Annotated in this window: 15 protein-coding genes; 14 read left to right on the top strand and 1 reads right to left on the bottom strand. The window is 69.6% G+C overall.

What is annotated here, in order from left to right:
• Nucleotides 1-7 precede the first annotated feature (7 nt).
• Nucleotides 8-715 (bottom strand): TetR/AcrR family transcriptional regulator, encoded by a 708-nt coding sequence (locus ACG01O_RS21730; RefSeq protein ID WP_394387658.1) that lies wholly within the window; start codon nucleotides 713-715, stop codon nucleotides 8-10.
• 151 nt (nucleotides 716-866) lie between these two features.
• Between ACG01O_RS21730 and ACG01O_RS21725 the strand changes: the two genes are divergently transcribed.
• From ACG01O_RS21725 to ACG01O_RS21660, 14 genes are read left to right on the top strand one after another with little or no spacing between them, the layout of a single operon-like run.
• Nucleotides 867-2,474 (top strand): carboxyl transferase domain-containing protein, encoded by a 1,608-nt coding sequence (locus ACG01O_RS21725; RefSeq protein WP_394387656.1) that lies wholly within the window; start codon nucleotides 867-869, stop codon nucleotides 2,472-2,474.
• Between the two features lie 33 nt (nucleotides 2,475-2,507).
• Nucleotides 2,508-3,293 (top strand): hypothetical protein, encoded by a 786-nt coding sequence (locus tag ACG01O_RS21720; RefSeq protein ID WP_394387654.1) that lies wholly within the window; start codon nucleotides 2,508-2,510, stop codon nucleotides 3,291-3,293.
• Nucleotides 3,290-3,841, top strand: a complete 552-nt coding sequence (locus tag ACG01O_RS21715) for a GNAT family N-acetyltransferase (RefSeq protein WP_394387652.1) — start codon at nucleotides 3,290-3,292, stop codon at nucleotides 3,839-3,841. Before ACG01O_RS21720 ends, ACG01O_RS21715 begins: the two co-directional genes overlap by 4 nt.
• Nucleotides 3,838-4,719 (top strand): alpha/beta hydrolase family protein, encoded by an 882-nt coding sequence (locus tag ACG01O_RS21710; RefSeq protein WP_394387650.1) that lies wholly within the window; start codon nucleotides 3,838-3,840, stop codon nucleotides 4,717-4,719. Before ACG01O_RS21715 ends, ACG01O_RS21710 begins: the two co-directional genes overlap by 4 nt.
• Nucleotides 4,720-4,722: 3 nt before the next feature.
• Nucleotides 4,723-5,508: an enoyl-CoA hydratase/isomerase family protein gene (locus ACG01O_RS21705; protein WP_394387648.1), complete on the top strand. Its 786-nt coding sequence runs from the start codon at nucleotides 4,723-4,725 to the stop codon at nucleotides 5,506-5,508.
• 4 nt (nucleotides 5,509-5,512) lie between these two features.
• A complete protein-coding gene (locus tag ACG01O_RS21700; RefSeq protein ID WP_394387646.1) occupies nucleotides 5,513-6,007 on the top strand; it encodes a hypothetical protein in 495 nt (164 codons plus the stop codon).
• Nucleotides 6,008-6,026: 19 nt separating this feature from the next.
• Entirely contained in the window at nucleotides 6,027-7,313 is a 1,287-nt protein-coding gene (gene bioA / locus ACG01O_RS21695; RefSeq protein WP_394387644.1) for an adenosylmethionine--8-amino-7-oxononanoate transaminase, read from the top strand.
• Nucleotides 7,300-8,511: an aminotransferase class I/II-fold pyridoxal phosphate-dependent enzyme gene (locus ACG01O_RS21690; RefSeq protein WP_394387643.1), complete on the top strand. Its 1,212-nt coding sequence runs from the start codon at nucleotides 7,300-7,302 to the stop codon at nucleotides 8,509-8,511. The genes bioA and ACG01O_RS21690 overlap by 14 nt, the downstream gene beginning before the upstream one ends.
• Nucleotides 8,508-9,200 (top strand): dethiobiotin synthase, encoded by a 693-nt coding sequence (gene bioD, locus ACG01O_RS21685; protein ID WP_394387641.1) that lies wholly within the window; start codon nucleotides 8,508-8,510, stop codon nucleotides 9,198-9,200. The genes ACG01O_RS21690 and bioD overlap by 4 nt, the downstream gene beginning before the upstream one ends.
• A 7-nt stretch (nucleotides 9,201-9,207) precedes the next feature.
• Nucleotides 9,208-10,248 (top strand): biotin synthase BioB, encoded by a 1,041-nt coding sequence (gene bioB / locus ACG01O_RS21680; protein ID WP_394387640.1) that lies wholly within the window; start codon nucleotides 9,208-9,210, stop codon nucleotides 10,246-10,248.
• Nucleotide 10,249: 1 nt separating this feature from the next.
• On the top strand, nucleotides 10,250-10,456 hold the full coding sequence (locus ACG01O_RS21675) for a hypothetical protein (RefSeq protein WP_394387638.1): 207 nt from the start codon (nucleotides 10,250-10,252) through the stop codon (nucleotides 10,454-10,456).
• Nucleotides 10,457-10,491: 35 nt separating this feature from the next.
• Nucleotides 10,492-12,213 carry a cupredoxin domain-containing protein gene (locus ACG01O_RS21670; RefSeq protein ID WP_394387636.1) on the top strand — a complete coding sequence of 574 codons (1,722 nt, stop codon included), beginning with the start codon at nucleotides 10,492-10,494 and terminating at the stop codon, nucleotides 12,211-12,213.
• A gap of 13 nt (nucleotides 12,214-12,226) precedes the next feature.
• Nucleotides 12,227-14,209 (top strand): ATP-binding protein, encoded by a 1,983-nt coding sequence (locus ACG01O_RS21665; RefSeq protein WP_394387634.1) that lies wholly within the window; start codon nucleotides 12,227-12,229, stop codon nucleotides 14,207-14,209.
• Nucleotides 14,206-15,117, top strand: a complete 912-nt coding sequence (locus tag ACG01O_RS21660) for a hydroxymethylglutaryl-CoA lyase (RefSeq protein ID WP_394387632.1) — start codon at nucleotides 14,206-14,208, stop codon at nucleotides 15,115-15,117. Before ACG01O_RS21665 ends, ACG01O_RS21660 begins: the two co-directional genes overlap by 4 nt.
• Nucleotides 15,118-15,238 lie beyond the last annotated feature (121 nt).

Below are 15,238 nucleotides of genomic sequence, written 5' to 3'. Positions count from 1 at the left end.
GGGCGAGTCAGGCGCTGGCCAGCGCGCTCAGCATCTGCGTGCGCAGGCGGCGCAGGCGCAGCAGTTCTTCATCGGGCGCCTGCAGCGCCGGCCACAGCAGGGCCACCAGGTCGCGGGCGCTGGCTTCCACGTCGATCTGCCGGCCGGTGATCACCACCTCCCACAGCATGTGCTCCATGGGGCCGAACACCAGCGAGCGCAGCAGCCGCAGCGGAATGTCGCGCCGCACCTCGCCGGCCTCCTGGCCGCGGGCCAGCAGGTCCATCAGCGGCGCGGTGTAGCGGCGCTGCAGGGCCACAAAGCTTTCTCCCAGGTCTTGCACGCCGTGCCCGGCATCCTTGCGGCCCTCAGACAGCACCAGCGCGCACAAGCCCGTGCCTTGAATCAGGAAGAGCCGCAGGTGCGTGAGCACCACGAACTCCAGCTGATCCCGCACCGACGCCTGGCGCGGCAGGCCGGCCTCGATGGTGGCAATGATTTCGTCGTACCAGTCCTGGATGACCCGCACGCACAACTCCCGCTTGCTGCGGAAGTAGGTGAACACCGTGGCCTCGGACACGCCCAGCCGCTGGGCCACCTCGGTGGTGGTGGCGCGTTCGTAGCCGCGCTCGGCAAACACCTCGCGGCCCACGCGCAGGATGTCGCGCACGCGCTGCTCGGCCTTGGGGCCGGCGGGTGCGCGGCGCTGGGGCACGGAGGCGGTGGGCGTGGGCATGGTGCGCGCATTCTGCGCAATTCTTGAGTCAAGCTCAAGTCGGCATTGCATCCGGGTCCGCCCTCAATTATTCTGGCGCACCCCGAACGGCTCACAAGGCCAATCCATCACAAGTTGAGTTCCGCTTAAGCGGAACCCTCCGGGAGACTCCATGCCCGCGCTCACCACCCAGCTCAACCCCCGCTCGGCCGATTTCAAGGCCAACGCCGACGCCATGCGCGGCCTGATCGACGACCTCAACGCCAAGCTCGCGCAGATCGCGCAAGGCGGCGGTGAGGCCGCGCGCGCCAAGCACACCGCCCGCGGCAAGCTGCTGCCGCGCGACCGGGTGGAAATGCTGCTGGACCCGGGCACGCCCTTCCTGGAAATCGCGCCGCTGGCCGGGCTGAACCTCTACGACAACGCCGCCCCGGGCGGCGGCGTGATCGCCGGCATTGGCCGCGTGTCGGGCGTGGAGTGCGTCATCGTGTGCAACGACGCCACCGTCAAGGGCGGCACCTACTACCCCATCACGGTCAAAAAGCACCTGCGCGCGCAGGAAATTGCCGACCAGAACCGCCTGCCCTGCATCTACCTCGTGGACAGCGGGGGCGCCAACCTGCCCAACCAAGACGAAGTCTTCCCCGACCGCGACCACTTCGGCCGCATCTTCTTCAACCAGGCCAACCTCAGCGCCCAGGGCATTCCGCAAATCGCCGTGGTGATGGGCTCCTGCACCGCAGGCGGCGCCTACGTGCCGGCCATGAGCGATGAAACCATCATCGTGAAGAACCAGGGCACCATCTTCCTGGGCGGCCCGCCGCTGGTGAAGGCCGCCACCGGCGAGGTCGTCACGGCCGAAGACCTCGGCGGCGGCGACGTGCACACGCGCCTGTCGGGCGTGGCCGACCACCTCGCCAACAACGACACCCACGCGCTGGCCCTCGCTCGCAACTCCGTCGCACGGCTGAACTGGACCAAAACCCACCCGCTGGCCGTGCAGGCGCCCAAGGCCCCGGCCTTCGACCCCGCCGAGCTGCACGGCGTGATCCCGACCGACACCCGCAAGCCGTTTGACGTGCGCGAAGTCATCGCTCGCGTCGTCGACGGCAGCGAGTTCGATGAGTTCAAGTCCCGCTACGGCACGACGCTGGTCTGCGGCTTCGCGCACATCGAGGGCATGCCGGTGGGCATCGTCGCCAACAACGGCATCCTGTTTGCCGAGAGTGCCAACAAGGGCGCGCACTTCATCGAGCTGTGCTGCCAGCGCAAGATCCCGCTGGTCTTCCTGCAGAACATCACCGGCTTCATGGTGGGCCGCAAGTACGAGAACGAAGGCATTGCCCGCGCCGGCGCCAAGATGGTGACGGCCGTGGCCTGCGCCCAGGTGCCCAAGTTCACGGTCATCATCGGCGGCAGCTTTGGCGCCGGAAACTACGGCATGTGCGGCCGCGCCTACAGCCCGCGCTTCCTGTGGATGTGGCCCAACGCGCGCATCTCGGTGATGGGCGGCGAGCAGGCCGCCAGCGTGCTGAGCACCCTGCGCCGCGACGCCATCGAAGCCAAGGGCGGCACCTGGAGCGCTGACGAGGAAGAAGCCTTCAAGGCCCCGCTGCGCCAGCAGTACGAAGACCAGGGTCACCCGTACTACGCCAGCGCCCGCCTGTGGGACGACGGCGTCATCGACCCCGCCGACACCCGCCGCGTGCTGGCCCTGGGCCTCTCCGCCTCGCTGAACGCGCCGATCCCGGAAACGAAGTTCGGCGTGTTCCGGATGTGACCCTGCACTGACATGCCACGTTCCGCCCGAGTCGTGCCCGCCGCTCTGCTGGCGCTTGCCCTGCACGCCGCCGCCCACGCCGAGGAGCCGGCGTCGTTCGAGAGCATCCACGATCGCGTGCTGTTGGCGGGCTCGATCTGGTGTCCGCGCGGCTTCAACGCCTCGGCAGACAACCCCAGTCGGCGCTGCGGCGCATCCATCGTGAAAGGCGACTCCGTCACCCGCAAGCCCGGCGGCGCGCTGATGGCCGAGCGCGCGGCGGCTGCTCACGCTCGGGGAGACATCAGCGCCGACGAAGCGGCGTTCCTGGTGGCTCACCGCTTGGCGCACCATGTTCTCGGGCACGAAGCGCTGCGCATGCAGCCAGGCGTGAACGCCGCGACGGCGGCCCTGGGCGTCACCGGCACCGCAGCCGATTTGATGCAGATGGGCCAGCGCCTTATGTTCCCGCAACCCCGCGCCGACACGCCGCGAGAGTTCGACGCACAAGAGCGGGACGCGGATCTGCTGGCGTTCGCCCTGCTGCCGCTGGCGGGCTTCCGGCTGACCTCGGCAAGCGCCGCGCTGCAATCCACGGTGCCCGAAGTGGTCCAGGAGTTGCATCTACCCAGCGAACCGCAGCCCACGAACGATCGCTCAGCGCGGGCCCATAGAGCCGCGAGCGCTATCTGCCGGCAGCTCATGCGCCAGAAGCCCGCGCTGCCGGGCGCCGAACAACTTCAGCCCGCCTACAGCGCCGCCCCGTCGGAGCTCGAAGCGTGGAAGGCATTGCAAGCGCGCGTGAATGCCGAGCACAGCTGCGCGGGCGTTGCACCATGACCCATGTGATACGCCCCCTGCAGCCGAGCGACTCGCTCGAGGACCTCACCCGTCTGCTGCACGCTGCCTACGCCAGCCTGGCCGCCCAGGGCTGGAACTTCACGGCGGTGGATCAGCCGGTGGAGGTGACGCGCCAGCGGCTGGCCGATGCGCAGGCCTTCGTGGCCGAGCAGCACGGCCGGCTGGTGGGCACGGTGGCGGTGCGCGGGCCGAAGCCGGTGGGCGAGGCGTACATCGGCGACCCATCGCCCGCGCTGTACACCACGCCCGGCACGGCCATCCTGTCGCAACTCGGCGTGCATCCCGACTGGCGCGGCCAGCACCTGGCCGAGCGGCTGATTGACGCTGCGGAAACCTGGGCACGGGCCCAGGGCTTCGCACAGATCGCCCTGGACACGGCCGAGCCGGCCGCGGCGCTGCGGGCGCGATACGCTCGCCGTGGCTACGCCGACGTCGGCACCCTGCAATGGGCCGGCAAGACTTACCGCTCCGTGCTGATGTGCAAACCGCTCGGCGACCCGGCCGGCGACGCCCTCACCCGCTCATGACCACCCGCCCCCTGCTTTACGCCTGCCAGTCACTGAGCCTAGGCCTGCTGCTGACCGCCAGCGCCCACGCCAAGCTTGTGGAAGAGCAATTCGACCTGCCCGTGAAGGCGCGCAACGCGTGGGGCAAGGTGATCGAGCAGCCCATCCGCGTCACCGTCTTCACCGACGACAGCCGCCCCGGCCCTCACCCCATCCTGCTGCTCAACCACGGCCGCGCCACCGAGGCCGATGCGCGCGCCGCCATGGGACGTGCGCGCTTCTCTGAAGCCTCGCGCTGGTTTGCCGAGCGTGGCTTCCTCGTAGCCGTGCCCACGCGCATCGGCTACGGCGTCAGCGGGGGGGAAGACGTGGAGGACTCCGGCAGCTGCAACAACCGCCAGTACCCGCCCGTCTACCAGGCCGCCGCCGACCAGAGCCTGCAACTGCTCAGCATGCTGCACGCCCGGCCCGACACACGGAAGGACCGCACGGTGTTGATGGGCCAGTCCTTCGGCGGCGCCACCGCCGTCACGCTGGCCTCGCTCAACCCTCCGGGCGTGGTCGCCGCCATCAACGTGGCCGGCGGCGGCGGGGGCGACCCCAAGACCCACCCCGGCGACCCTTGCAGCAGCGCTCAACTGGCGCGCATGTTCGCCAGCTATGGCAAGACGGCCCGCGTGCCCATGCTGTGGCTTTACACAGAGAACGACCTCTTCTTCGGCCCCCGGCACCCACGCGATTGGGTGGCCCGCTTCCGCGAGGCCGGCGGCAACGCCGAATTCGTGCAGTTTCCGCCGCACGGTGAAGACGGCCACGCGCTGTTTAGCCGCTTCCCCAAGGTGTGGCAACCCGTGGTGGCCGACTACCTGCGCCGCCAGGGCTTCGATCTCCAAGACTGACCCATGACGTCTGCCCTCACCCTCACCGAACACGCCGGCATTGCCCGCGTCACCCTCAACCGCCCCGAGGTGCGCAACGCCTTCAACGAGGGCCTGATCGCTGAGCTCACCGCCGCCTTCACCGCGCTGGGCGCGCGCACCGACCTGCGCGCCATCGTGCTGGCGGCGGAGGGCAAGGCCTTTTGCGCGGGGGCGGACTTGAACTGGATGCAAGCCATGGCCGGCTACAGCTGGGACGAAAACCACGCCGACGCCACCCGCCTGGCCGACATGCTGTGGGCGATTTACAGCTGCCCGCTGCCCGTCATTGCCCGCGTGCAGGGCGACGTGTACGCCGGCGGCGTGGGCCTGGTGGCCTGCGCCGACATCGTGGTGGCAGTGGACACCGTGGGCTTTTGCCTGAGTGAAGCCAAGCTCGGCCTGCTGCCGGCCACCATCGGCCCTTACGTCGTCAAGGCCCTGGGCGAGCCAGCCTCGCGCCGCTACTTCGTCACCGCCGAGCGCTTCAACGCGGCCGAAGCCCACCGACTGGGTCTGGTGCACGAGCTGGTGACGGCGGACGCGCTGGACGCCAAGGTTGACGAACTCACCGCGGCCATCGCCGCCAACGGCCCGGCCGCCGTGCGCGCCTGCAAGCGGCTGGTGCAGGACGTGGCTGGCCGCGAGATCACGCCCGCACTGCGCGACGACACCGCCCGCCGCATTGCCGACATCCGCGCCAGCGCCGAGGGCCGCGAGGGCGTGCAGAGCTTCCTGGGCAAGCGCAAGCCCGGCTGGCTGGTGGGCTGACGCCATGCTCTACCGCTACAGCGTCTCGCTCACCCCGCCGGCCGACGCCGTGCAGACGCAGAGCCACGTCTATTCGGAGTTCACGCTGGACCTGCCGCCCACCTGGCAGGCCCAGGCCACCGACGAAGACAACACCGTGGCCTTCCACGCCCCGGCGCACGACGCCGCGCTGGTGGTGGCGGTGGACTTCATCGAGAGCGGTGCCGACGACCTGCAGGCCTTGGCCGACGAAGTCATCACCCAACGCCTGGCCGCGTTGAACGAGGCCACGCCCGGCGTGTGGCAGACGCTGCAGCAACAGGTGCGCCCGCACCGCAGCGAGGCCGGGCTGGAACTGTCCTTCGCCGCCGAGTTGCCCGGCCAGCAGGTGGCGCTGTACCTGGGCTATGCCACGCCTCGCAAACTGCTGCACTTCCTGATGCTGTGCAGTGCCGACCGTGCCGCCGCCCTCGCCCTGTTCAACGCCACGGTGCCGCAGTTCAAGCCGCGCCTGCCCTAAGAGCTTGAGAGTCTTTCCGATGACCGCTCCCGACCTCGCCCAACGCAGCCGTGCCGCCGTCTGGCACCCCTGCACGCAGATGGCCCGCCTGGCCGATGTGCCGCCGCTGCCCATCGCCCGGGGCGAGGGGCCGTGGCTGATCGACACCGACGGCCGCCGCTACTTCGACGCGAACTCGTCCTGGTGGGTCAACCTCTTCGGCCACAGTGACCGCGCCTTGCACGACGCGATCAAGCAGCAGCTGGACACCCTGCCCCACGTGATGCTGGCCGGCTGCACGCACGAGCCCGCCGTGCGGCTGGCGGAGCGGCTGTCGGCCCGCACGGGTGGCGCCCTGGGCCATGTGTTCTTCGGCAGCGACGGAGCCAGTGCGGTGGAGATCGCCCTCAAGCAGAGCTTTCACAGCTGGAAGAACCTCGGCCAGCCCGAGAAGCGCGAGTTCGTGTGCCTACGGCACAGCTACCACGGCGAAACGCTGGGCGCGCTCAGCGTGACCGACGTGCAGGTGTTCCGCGACGCCTACGACCCGCTGCTGATGCGCGCCCACATCGTGGCCTCGCCCGACGGCCGCCTCGCCAACGAAGCCGAGGCGCTGGCCGCGATGCGCAGGCTGCTGGCCGAGCGCCACGCGCAGATCGCCTGCGTCATCGTCGAGCCGCTGATCCAGGGCGCGGCGGGCATGGTGATGTACTCACCCGAGTACCTGCGCGGCCTGCGCGAGATGACACGCGAGTTCGGCGTGCACCTGATCGCCGACGAGATCGCCGTGGGCTGCGGCCGCACCGGGACCTTCTTTGCGTGGGAACAGGTGGGCACCGACTGGCCCGACTTCATCCTGCTGAGCAAAGGCATCACCGGCGGCACGATGGCGTTGTCGCTGGTGCTGACGACGGATGACGTGTTCAACGCCTTCTGGAGCGACGACGTCACCCGCGGCTTCCTGCATTCGCACAGCTACACCGGCAACCCGCTGGCCTGCGCCGCCGCCAACGCGGTGCTGGACCGCTTCGACGCCGGCCTGCTGGACAACGCCCGCGCGCAGGCTTCAGCGTTGGCGCGCGCCTTCGCGCCGCTGGCCCCACGCGTGGCCCACCTGCGCCAACGCGGCATGATCCTGGCCTTCGATGTGCCGAACGCTCCTGCGCGCTTCGCCGAGACCTTCCACCTGAAGGCCCGCGCACACGAGCTGCTGATCCGACCGATCGGCAACACCGTCTACCTGATGCCCCCTTACCTGATCGACGACGCGACCGCGGCCTTCCTGGCCCAGGCCGTGACGGCGACCTTGAACGATGTCCTTGCTTGAACACCTGAGCGCCAAGCTCGCCGCCATCGAGGCCCAGAGCCTCAAGCGCGCGCTGCGCCGCGCCGACACCGGCACCGCCCCACGCCAGACCATCAACGGCCGCCCGCTGCTGATGTTCTGCGCCAACGACTACCTGGGCCTGGCCGCCGAGCCTGCGCTGGCCGACGCGCTCGCCGAAGGCGCGCGCAAGTGGGGCGGTGGCTCCGGCGCGTCGCCCCTCGTCAGCGGCCACAGCGCCGCGCACGAGGCGGTGACTGACACGCTGGCCCGCTGGTACGCGCCGCACATCCCGCAGGCCCGCGCCATCAGCTTCTGCACCGGCTACATGGCCAACCTGGCCGTCGTCACGGCGCTGGGCGATGAGCACACCGAGATCTTCTCGGAGCAGCTGAACCACGCCTCCCTCATCGACGCCGCGCGCCTGGCCAAGGCCACCGTCACGCGCTACGGCCATGCCGACGTGGCCGGCCTGCGCACGCTGCTGGCGGCCAGCACCGCCAAGGTCAAGCTCATCGTGACGGACGCCGTGTTCAGCATGGACGGCGACCTCGCCCCCGTGCCCGAGCTGCTGGCGCTGGCGAGCGAGTTCGACGCCTGGCTGGTGGTGGACGACGCCCACGGCTTCGGCGTGCTGGGTGCGCAAGGCCGGGGCACGCTGGAGCACTTCGGGCTGAACAGCGAACGCCTCATCCTCATCGGCACGTTGGGCAAGGCGGCCGGCCTGGCCGGCGCCTTTGTGGTGGCCCACGCCACCATCACCGAGTACCTGCTGCAGGCCGCCCGCAACTTCATCTTCTCCACGGCCTCGCCGCCGGCCATCGAGCATGCGCTGCTGACCAGTCTGGCGCTGATCGAAGGCCCCGTGGGCCAGGCCCGCCGCGCGAACCTGGTGGCGCTGCAAGCCCGCCTGCGCACCGGGCTGGAGACGCTGATCCAGGCCCACCCCGCGCTGGGCTGGGCGCTCACGCCGGCCACCACGCCCATCCAGCCCCTCATCGTCGGCGGCAATGCCGACGTGATGCTGGCCGCCGCCCGGCTGGAGGCCGGCGGCATCCGCGTGCCGGGCATCCGCCCGCCCACGGTGGCGGCCGGCACCGCACGCCTGCGCATCACGCTGTGCGGCACGCACACCGAGGCCGACGTGGACCAACTGCTGGCCACGCTGCGCGCCACGGCGCAGGAGCTGGAGGCGGCATGAACCACGGCTTTTTCATCACCGGCACCGACACCGAAATCGGCAAGACCTTCGTCACCGCCGCGCTCACCCACGCCTTCACGGCACAGGGCCGGCGGGTCACGCCCATCAAGTCGCTGGCTGCCGGTCAGGAGCTGGTGGACGGCGCCTGGGTCAACGAAGACGTGGCCACGCTGCGCGCCGCGCAAGCGCTGGGCCTGACCGACGCGCAGGTGGGCCCGCTGCAGTTCCGCGAACCCTGCGCGCCGCACATCGCCGCGCGGCTGGAGGGCCGCCGCATCGACCGCCACGCGCTGCTGGCCGACATCCGTGCCACGGCCGCGTGGGGTGACCTCGCGCTGGTGGAAGGCGTGGGCGGCTTTCGCGTGCCGCTGACCGACGGCTGGGACACGGCCGACCTCGCCGTGGACCTGGGCCTGCCGGTCATCCTGGTCGTGGGCCTGCGGCTGGGCTGCATCAACCACGCCTTGCTGACGGCTGAGGCCGTGCGCGCCCGCGGCCTGCGTCTGGCCGCGTGGGTGGCCAACACGGTGGACGCCCGTCAGCCCCACGTCACCGACAATCTGCAAGCTCTGCAACTCGGCCTTCAGGCGCCTTGCCTGGGCCATCTGCCCCGCGTTCCGGCGCCGGCAGACCCCGCCGCTGCGGCGGCCCATCTCGACCCCGCCGCGCTCGGCGCCCTTCTTGCCTGACCCTCGCATGAACCAGATCCAGACCCTCACCCCCACCACCGACGCCGACCGCCGCCAGGCCACGCCCTGGACGGTGGACGCGGTGGCCGCGCTGTTCGAGCTGCCCTTCAACGACCTGCTGTTCCGTGCGCAACAGGTGCACCGCGAGCACTTCGACGCCAACGCGGTGCAGCTCTCCACGCTGCTGTCCATCAAGACCGGCGGCTGCGAGGAAGACTGCAAGTACTGCCCGCAGTCGGCCCACTTCGACACCGGCCTCAAGGCCGAGAAGCTGATTCCGCTGGAAGAGGTGATGGAAGCCGCCCGCGCCGCCAAGCAGAACGGCGCCACGCGCTTTTGCATGGGGGCGGCCTGGCGCGCGCCCAAGGCCCGCCACCTGGAAGCCATTGGCGAGATGATTTCCGAGGTCAAGGCCCTCGGCCTGGAGACCTGCCTGACGGCCGGCATGCTGGAAGACGGCCAGGCCGAGCAACTGAAGGAAGCGGGGCTGGACTACTACAACCACAACCTCGACACCTCGCCCGAGTTCTACGGCCAGATCATCACGACCCGCACCTACCAAGACCGCCTGGACACGCTGGACCGCGTGCGTCAGCAGGGCATGAAGGTGTGCTCGGGCGGCATCGTCGGCATGGGTGAAACCCGCCGCCAGCGCGCCGGCCTGCTGGTGCAACTGGCCAACCTTGACCCGTATCCCGAGAGCGTGCCCATCAACAACCTCGTGCAGGTGGAAGGCACGCCGCTGGCCGGCACCGCGCCGCTGCACCCGCTGGAGTTCATCCGCACCATCGCCGTGGCCCGCATCACCATGCCGCGCGCCATGGTGCGCCTGAGTGCCGGCCGCGAAGAGATGCCCGAGACCATGCAGGCGCTGTGCTTCCTGGCCGGTGCCAACTCCATGTTCTACGGCGACAAGCTGCTGACCACCAGCAACCCCCAGGCCGAGAAGGACCGCGCGCTGCTGGACCGCCTGGGCATGCGCTGCTCGACCGAGGCCGACCTGACGCCGTCGGAGAAGGCGGCCAAGGTCGAGCTCTGCCGCCACTGAGATGAAGACCGCCGTGCTGTTGCTGCTCGCTGCGGCAGGCCTGTCCGGCTGCGGCTTGCTGTACGACATCGCGCAAGACCGCGCGCTGGACTCGTGCGACCGCGCCTACAGCGCCCAAGACCGCACGGCCTGCCGCAAGGCCAACAGCCAAAGCTACGAAGACTACGAGGCGCAGCGCAAGCGCCTGAAAGAAGGCAAGCCGGGCTGATCGCTCCGCGTTGCCAACATCCCGGAGGTCCCCCTGTGTCGATAAAGCTGCCTGGCTCCATTGCATCTCTCCTGCTCGCACTGACCACCCAGGCATCGGCGGGTGAACTGCTCATTGAGCAGCGGTTGACTGATGACGGCTCATTGCTCGTGAGCTACACGCCCCCACCGGGCGTTCGCGAGGTGCCGCTGTTCAATCAGCAGGAAGTCATGCACACGGTCTGGACGGAGATGGCCGCGCCCTTGGGACATTGCGCCAGCGTGACCTTGAAGCCGCGTGTCACGGTCATGCTCGCAGCCGGCTGTCGCTCAGCCATCTTCCGAATCACGCCACGGCTGTTGAATCGCTATGCCGTCAACGAGCCCGCCTTTCCGGCTGGCCGTGCGGCCGTGATGACCTACCTGGGTTTTTTCAGCGCTGTACCGCCGGGCCATACCGTGCGCTGGCGCTGGGTTGCGAACCGGGGCGCTCGCACTGTGGTGGCCGGCCAGGTTTCGAGCCTGCCGATCGACCGCGTACTGCCGGCCAAACAGGTCGCGTTTGCCGCCCAGGACGATGGGAAAACCCAGGCTGGCTTCGATGCCAGCGGCTCGCACGAATACGTCTGGCTTGGCAGTGCCGAGATCGAACAGTTGCCGGGCGGCGTCCTGATCCACGATCAAGCTGTGGACGCGACAGTGAGAAGTGCCGTGCGCGACGCACTGCGACGTAACACGGCGCGGCTGGCACGCGCCTATGGCGTGGCCCCTGCTGGACCCTGGACGGCCGTGACCAGTTCGGCCCCTGGCCTGCATGGGTTTCGCGGTGATGTGACCGCCGGCCGGATGATGAGCCTGCGGTTCGACCCTGCTGTGCCGCAGGGATTCGATATCGCGGGACAGGTTCAGCGCTTTGTCGCGCATGAAGTAACGCATTGGTGGGACACCGGCATCTACCGCACCGATGCAGACCGCCCGTGGATCCACGAAGGCCATGCCGAATGGATGGCCGGGCTGTTGATGCGCGAGGCTGGGCTGTACAGCCCCGACCGCTGGCAAGCCTCGCTGGAAACGGCGCTGAACAATTGCCTGTTCGCGCGCAGCGACCGTGCGTCTGCCACGTTACCCACCGGCTTCAACCGCGATGACGACACCTACGCGTGCGGCCAGACGTTGATGCTCCTGGCGCAAGCTACCCGCCCCCGCGACGCAGCGCCCGTGGACATGGCCGCCAGTTTGTTTCAAAACACCAAAGCTGCGGTGGACGTCGCTGCGATCGCTCGCTGGGCCGATTCGGGCCAGTCAGGTCGTATGCACCGACTGTTGCTCGACCCTCAACAAGGCTTCAGCAGCGCACTGCAACGCGACTGGCGCGACGTCCTGGACATTCAAGATTTGGTGGCCGGCACGGAACTGCCCTCGGCCGTTCGCAGCCGGCTGGGGAGCGGGCTGATGGGCGCGCTGATGACGGCCGACTGCGGCCGCATGGGCTTCTGGACCCAGGCAGACCATTTTCGGATCGAGTCCATCCCCTCCTGTCATCAATTGCGGGGCGACATGCGCGTGGGCCGCATCGCGGGCATATCCCCGTTCAGCGACCCAGTGGGCGCCTGGCAGGCTGCAAGTTCCGCCTGCGCAGCAGGTCTGCCGGTGGCGCTGGACGTTGGCCCCGCCGCAACGGTTTCCGTCACCTGCCCCACCCCGTTTCCTGACCTGCCCATTCATCACGTCCTGCGCCTGCGGCCACAAGCCTTGGAGCGCCTGGGACTGGCCCCTTGAGGAGACACCATCCATGTTCAAGAAAATCCTGATCGCCAACCGCGGCGAAATCGCCTGCCGCGTGGCCGCCACCGCCCGCCGCCTGGGCATCCAGACGGTCGCCGTCTACTCCGAGGCTGACGCGAATGCGCAGCACGTGAAGGCCTGCGACGAGGCCGTGCTGATCGGCGGCCCGGCCCCGCGCGACTCTTACCTGCAGTGGGAGCGCATCCTGGCCGCGGCCAAGGCCACGGGCGCGCAGGCGGTGCACCCCGGCTACGGTTTCTTGAGCGAGAACGAGGCGTTTGCGCAGGCCTGTGCCGACGCGGGCGTGGTGTTCATCGGCCCGCCGCCCAGCGCCATCCAGGCCATGGGCCTGAAGGCCGAATCCAAGCGGCTGATGGAAGCGGCCCAGGTGCCGCTGGTGCCGGGCTACCACGGCGCCGATCAAGCCCCCGCGCTGCTCAAGCGCGAAGCCGATCGCATCGGCTACCCGGTGCTCATCAAGGCCAGCGCGGGCGGCGGCGGCAAGGGCATGCGTGCGGTGTTCAGCGCCGACGAATTCGACGCGGCACTCGCCTCCTGCAAGCGCGAGGCCATCAACAGCTTTGGCGACGACGCGGTGCTGATCGAGCGCTACGTGCAGAAGCCCCGCCACATCGAGATCCAGGTGTTTGGTGACACGCACGGCGACTGCGTGTACCTGTTCGAGCGCGACTGCTCGGTGCAACGCCGCCACCAGAAGGTGCTGGAAGAAGCCCCCGCGCCGGGCATGACGCCCGAGCGCCGCGCGCAGATGGGCGAGGCCGCCGTCGCGGCCGCCAAGGCCGTCGGCTACGTGGGCGCGGGCACGGTGGAATTCATTGCCGAGCAAGATGGCCGCTTCTACTTCATGGAGATGAACACCCGGCTGCAGGTGGAGCACCCGGTGACGGAAGCCATCACCGGGCAAGACCTGGTGGAGTGGCAGCTGCGCGTGGCTGCGGGCCAGCCGCTGCCGCTGAAGCAACACGAGCTGACGATGCATGGCCACGCCATCGAGGCGCGCATCTGCGCCGAGAACCCGGACGGCGGCTTCCTGCCCGCCACCGGCACGCTGGACGTGGCGCGCTGGCCGGCCCACGTCGCGTTCCAGCGGGGCGATGTGCGGATCGACGCCGGCGTGCGCGAGGGTGACGCGATCAGCCCGTTCTACGACTCGATGATCGCCAAGCTCATCGTCTGGGGCGAGGACCGCGCGCAGGCGCTGGCCCGGCTGGACGCTGCGCTGCGCGACACGCACATCGTGGGCCTGCACACCAACGTCGCCTTCCTGCGCCGCTGCGCGGCCACGGCCTCGTTCGCCGGGGCCGACCTGGACACCGGCCTCATCGAGCGCGAGCGCGCCGCGCTGTTCGACCAGCCCGGCCTGCCGCTGCGCGTGAGCGCGGCTGCTGTCGTCGCGCACACGCTGGCCGTGGAGGCCACCACCCAAGGCACCGACCCGTGGAGCGCCCGCGACGGCTTCCGCCTGTTCGGCGCGGCCACCCGCCGCTTCGACCTGGAAGCCGGCGGCACGCACCACGAAGTGCTGCTGGCGCGCCAGCACCGCGGCAGCATGACGCTGACGGTTGAAGGCGAGGCCATCGAGTTCGCCGTGCAGAGCAGCGATGCCGAGACGCACGAACTCTTCCTCGGCACCGACCGGGTGCGCGTGAAGACCTACGCCCAGGGCGAGCGCGTGGCGGTGTTCGGCGCCGAGGGGTCGGCCGTGCTGACCGAGGTGGATGTGATTGCCCATGCGGGTGATGGCGCGGCCGAAGGTGGCCGCCTCACGGCCCCGATGCCGGGCAAGCTGGTGGCCTTCCTCGCCAAAGCGGGCGACACCGTCACCAAGGGCCAACCGCTGGCCGTGATGGAGGCGATGAAGATGGAGCACACCATCTCGTCGCCGCGCGACGGCAAGGTCGCCGAGCTGCTGTTTGCCGTGGGGGACCAGGTGAGCGACGGCGCCGAGCTGTTGAAGCTGGAATCATGACCATGACGCTCCCCTCGCACGTCAAGATCCTCGACGTCGGCCCGCGCGACGGGCTGCAGAACGAGAAGGCCAACGTGGCCACTGAGCACAAGGCGCAGCTCGTCGCCCTGCTGCAGGACGCCGGCCTGAAGGAAATTGAAGTCACCAGCTTCGTGAGCCCGAAGTGGGTGCCGCAGATGGCCGACAACACCGCCGTGATGGCCGCCATCACGCGCAAGCCCGGCGTGCGCTACTCCGTGCTGGTGCCCAACCTCAAAGGCCTGGAGCCCGCGCTGGCATCCCGGCCCGACGAGATCCTGGTGTTCACCGCGGCCAGCGAGGCCTTCACGCAGAAGAACATCAACTGCTCCATCGCCGAGAGCCTGGAGCGCTTCGCACCGGTCATCGAAGGCGCGCATGCGGCCGGCGTGAAGGTGCGGGCGGCGCTGTCCTGCGCCCTGGGCTGCCCGTACGAGGGCGAGATCTCGGCGGACCAGGTGGAAGCCGTCGTGAAGCCGCTGCGTGCGTTGGGCGTGGACGCCATCGACATTGCCGACACCATCGGCGTGGGCACGCCGCGCAAGGTGCAAGCCGCCATGGAGCGGGCGCTGAAGCACTTCCCCACGGCCGAGGTGTCGGGCCACTTCCACGACACCTACGGCCAGGCGCTGACCAACCTGTACGCCAGCCTGGAGGTGGGCGTGCACAGCTTCCACGCCAGCGTGGCGGGCCTGGGCGGCTGCCCCTATGCCAAGGGCGCGACGGGCAACGTGGCGACGGAGGACGTGGTGTTCCTGCTGAACGGCCTGGGCATTGAAACCGGCATTGATCTGGACCGGCTCGTGGACGCTGGCGCCTTCATCTCCGGCGTGCTGGGTCGCGAGCCGGTGTCGCGCGTGGCGCGGGCGGTGCTGGCCAAGCGGGGCTGAGCGGCGCAGAGCTCAACGGGGCCACGCACCGGCCCCGGGCCTTCACAAGGCCGCCGCCGCCGTGCGGCAAGTCACGCCGCTGGGTGCAGACACGGGCTCCACAGCGCGGCAATGGCGGCTG

Origin of the sequence: Pelomonas baiyunensis, from assembly GCF_043555935.1 — a bacterium.
In the GTDB taxonomy this organism is placed as follows: domain Bacteria; phylum Pseudomonadota; class Gammaproteobacteria; order Burkholderiales; family Burkholderiaceae_C; genus Pelomonas; species Pelomonas baiyunensis.
Note: the sequence above shows the minus strand (reverse complement) of the source record. Positions and strands in the feature narration are given on the sequence as shown.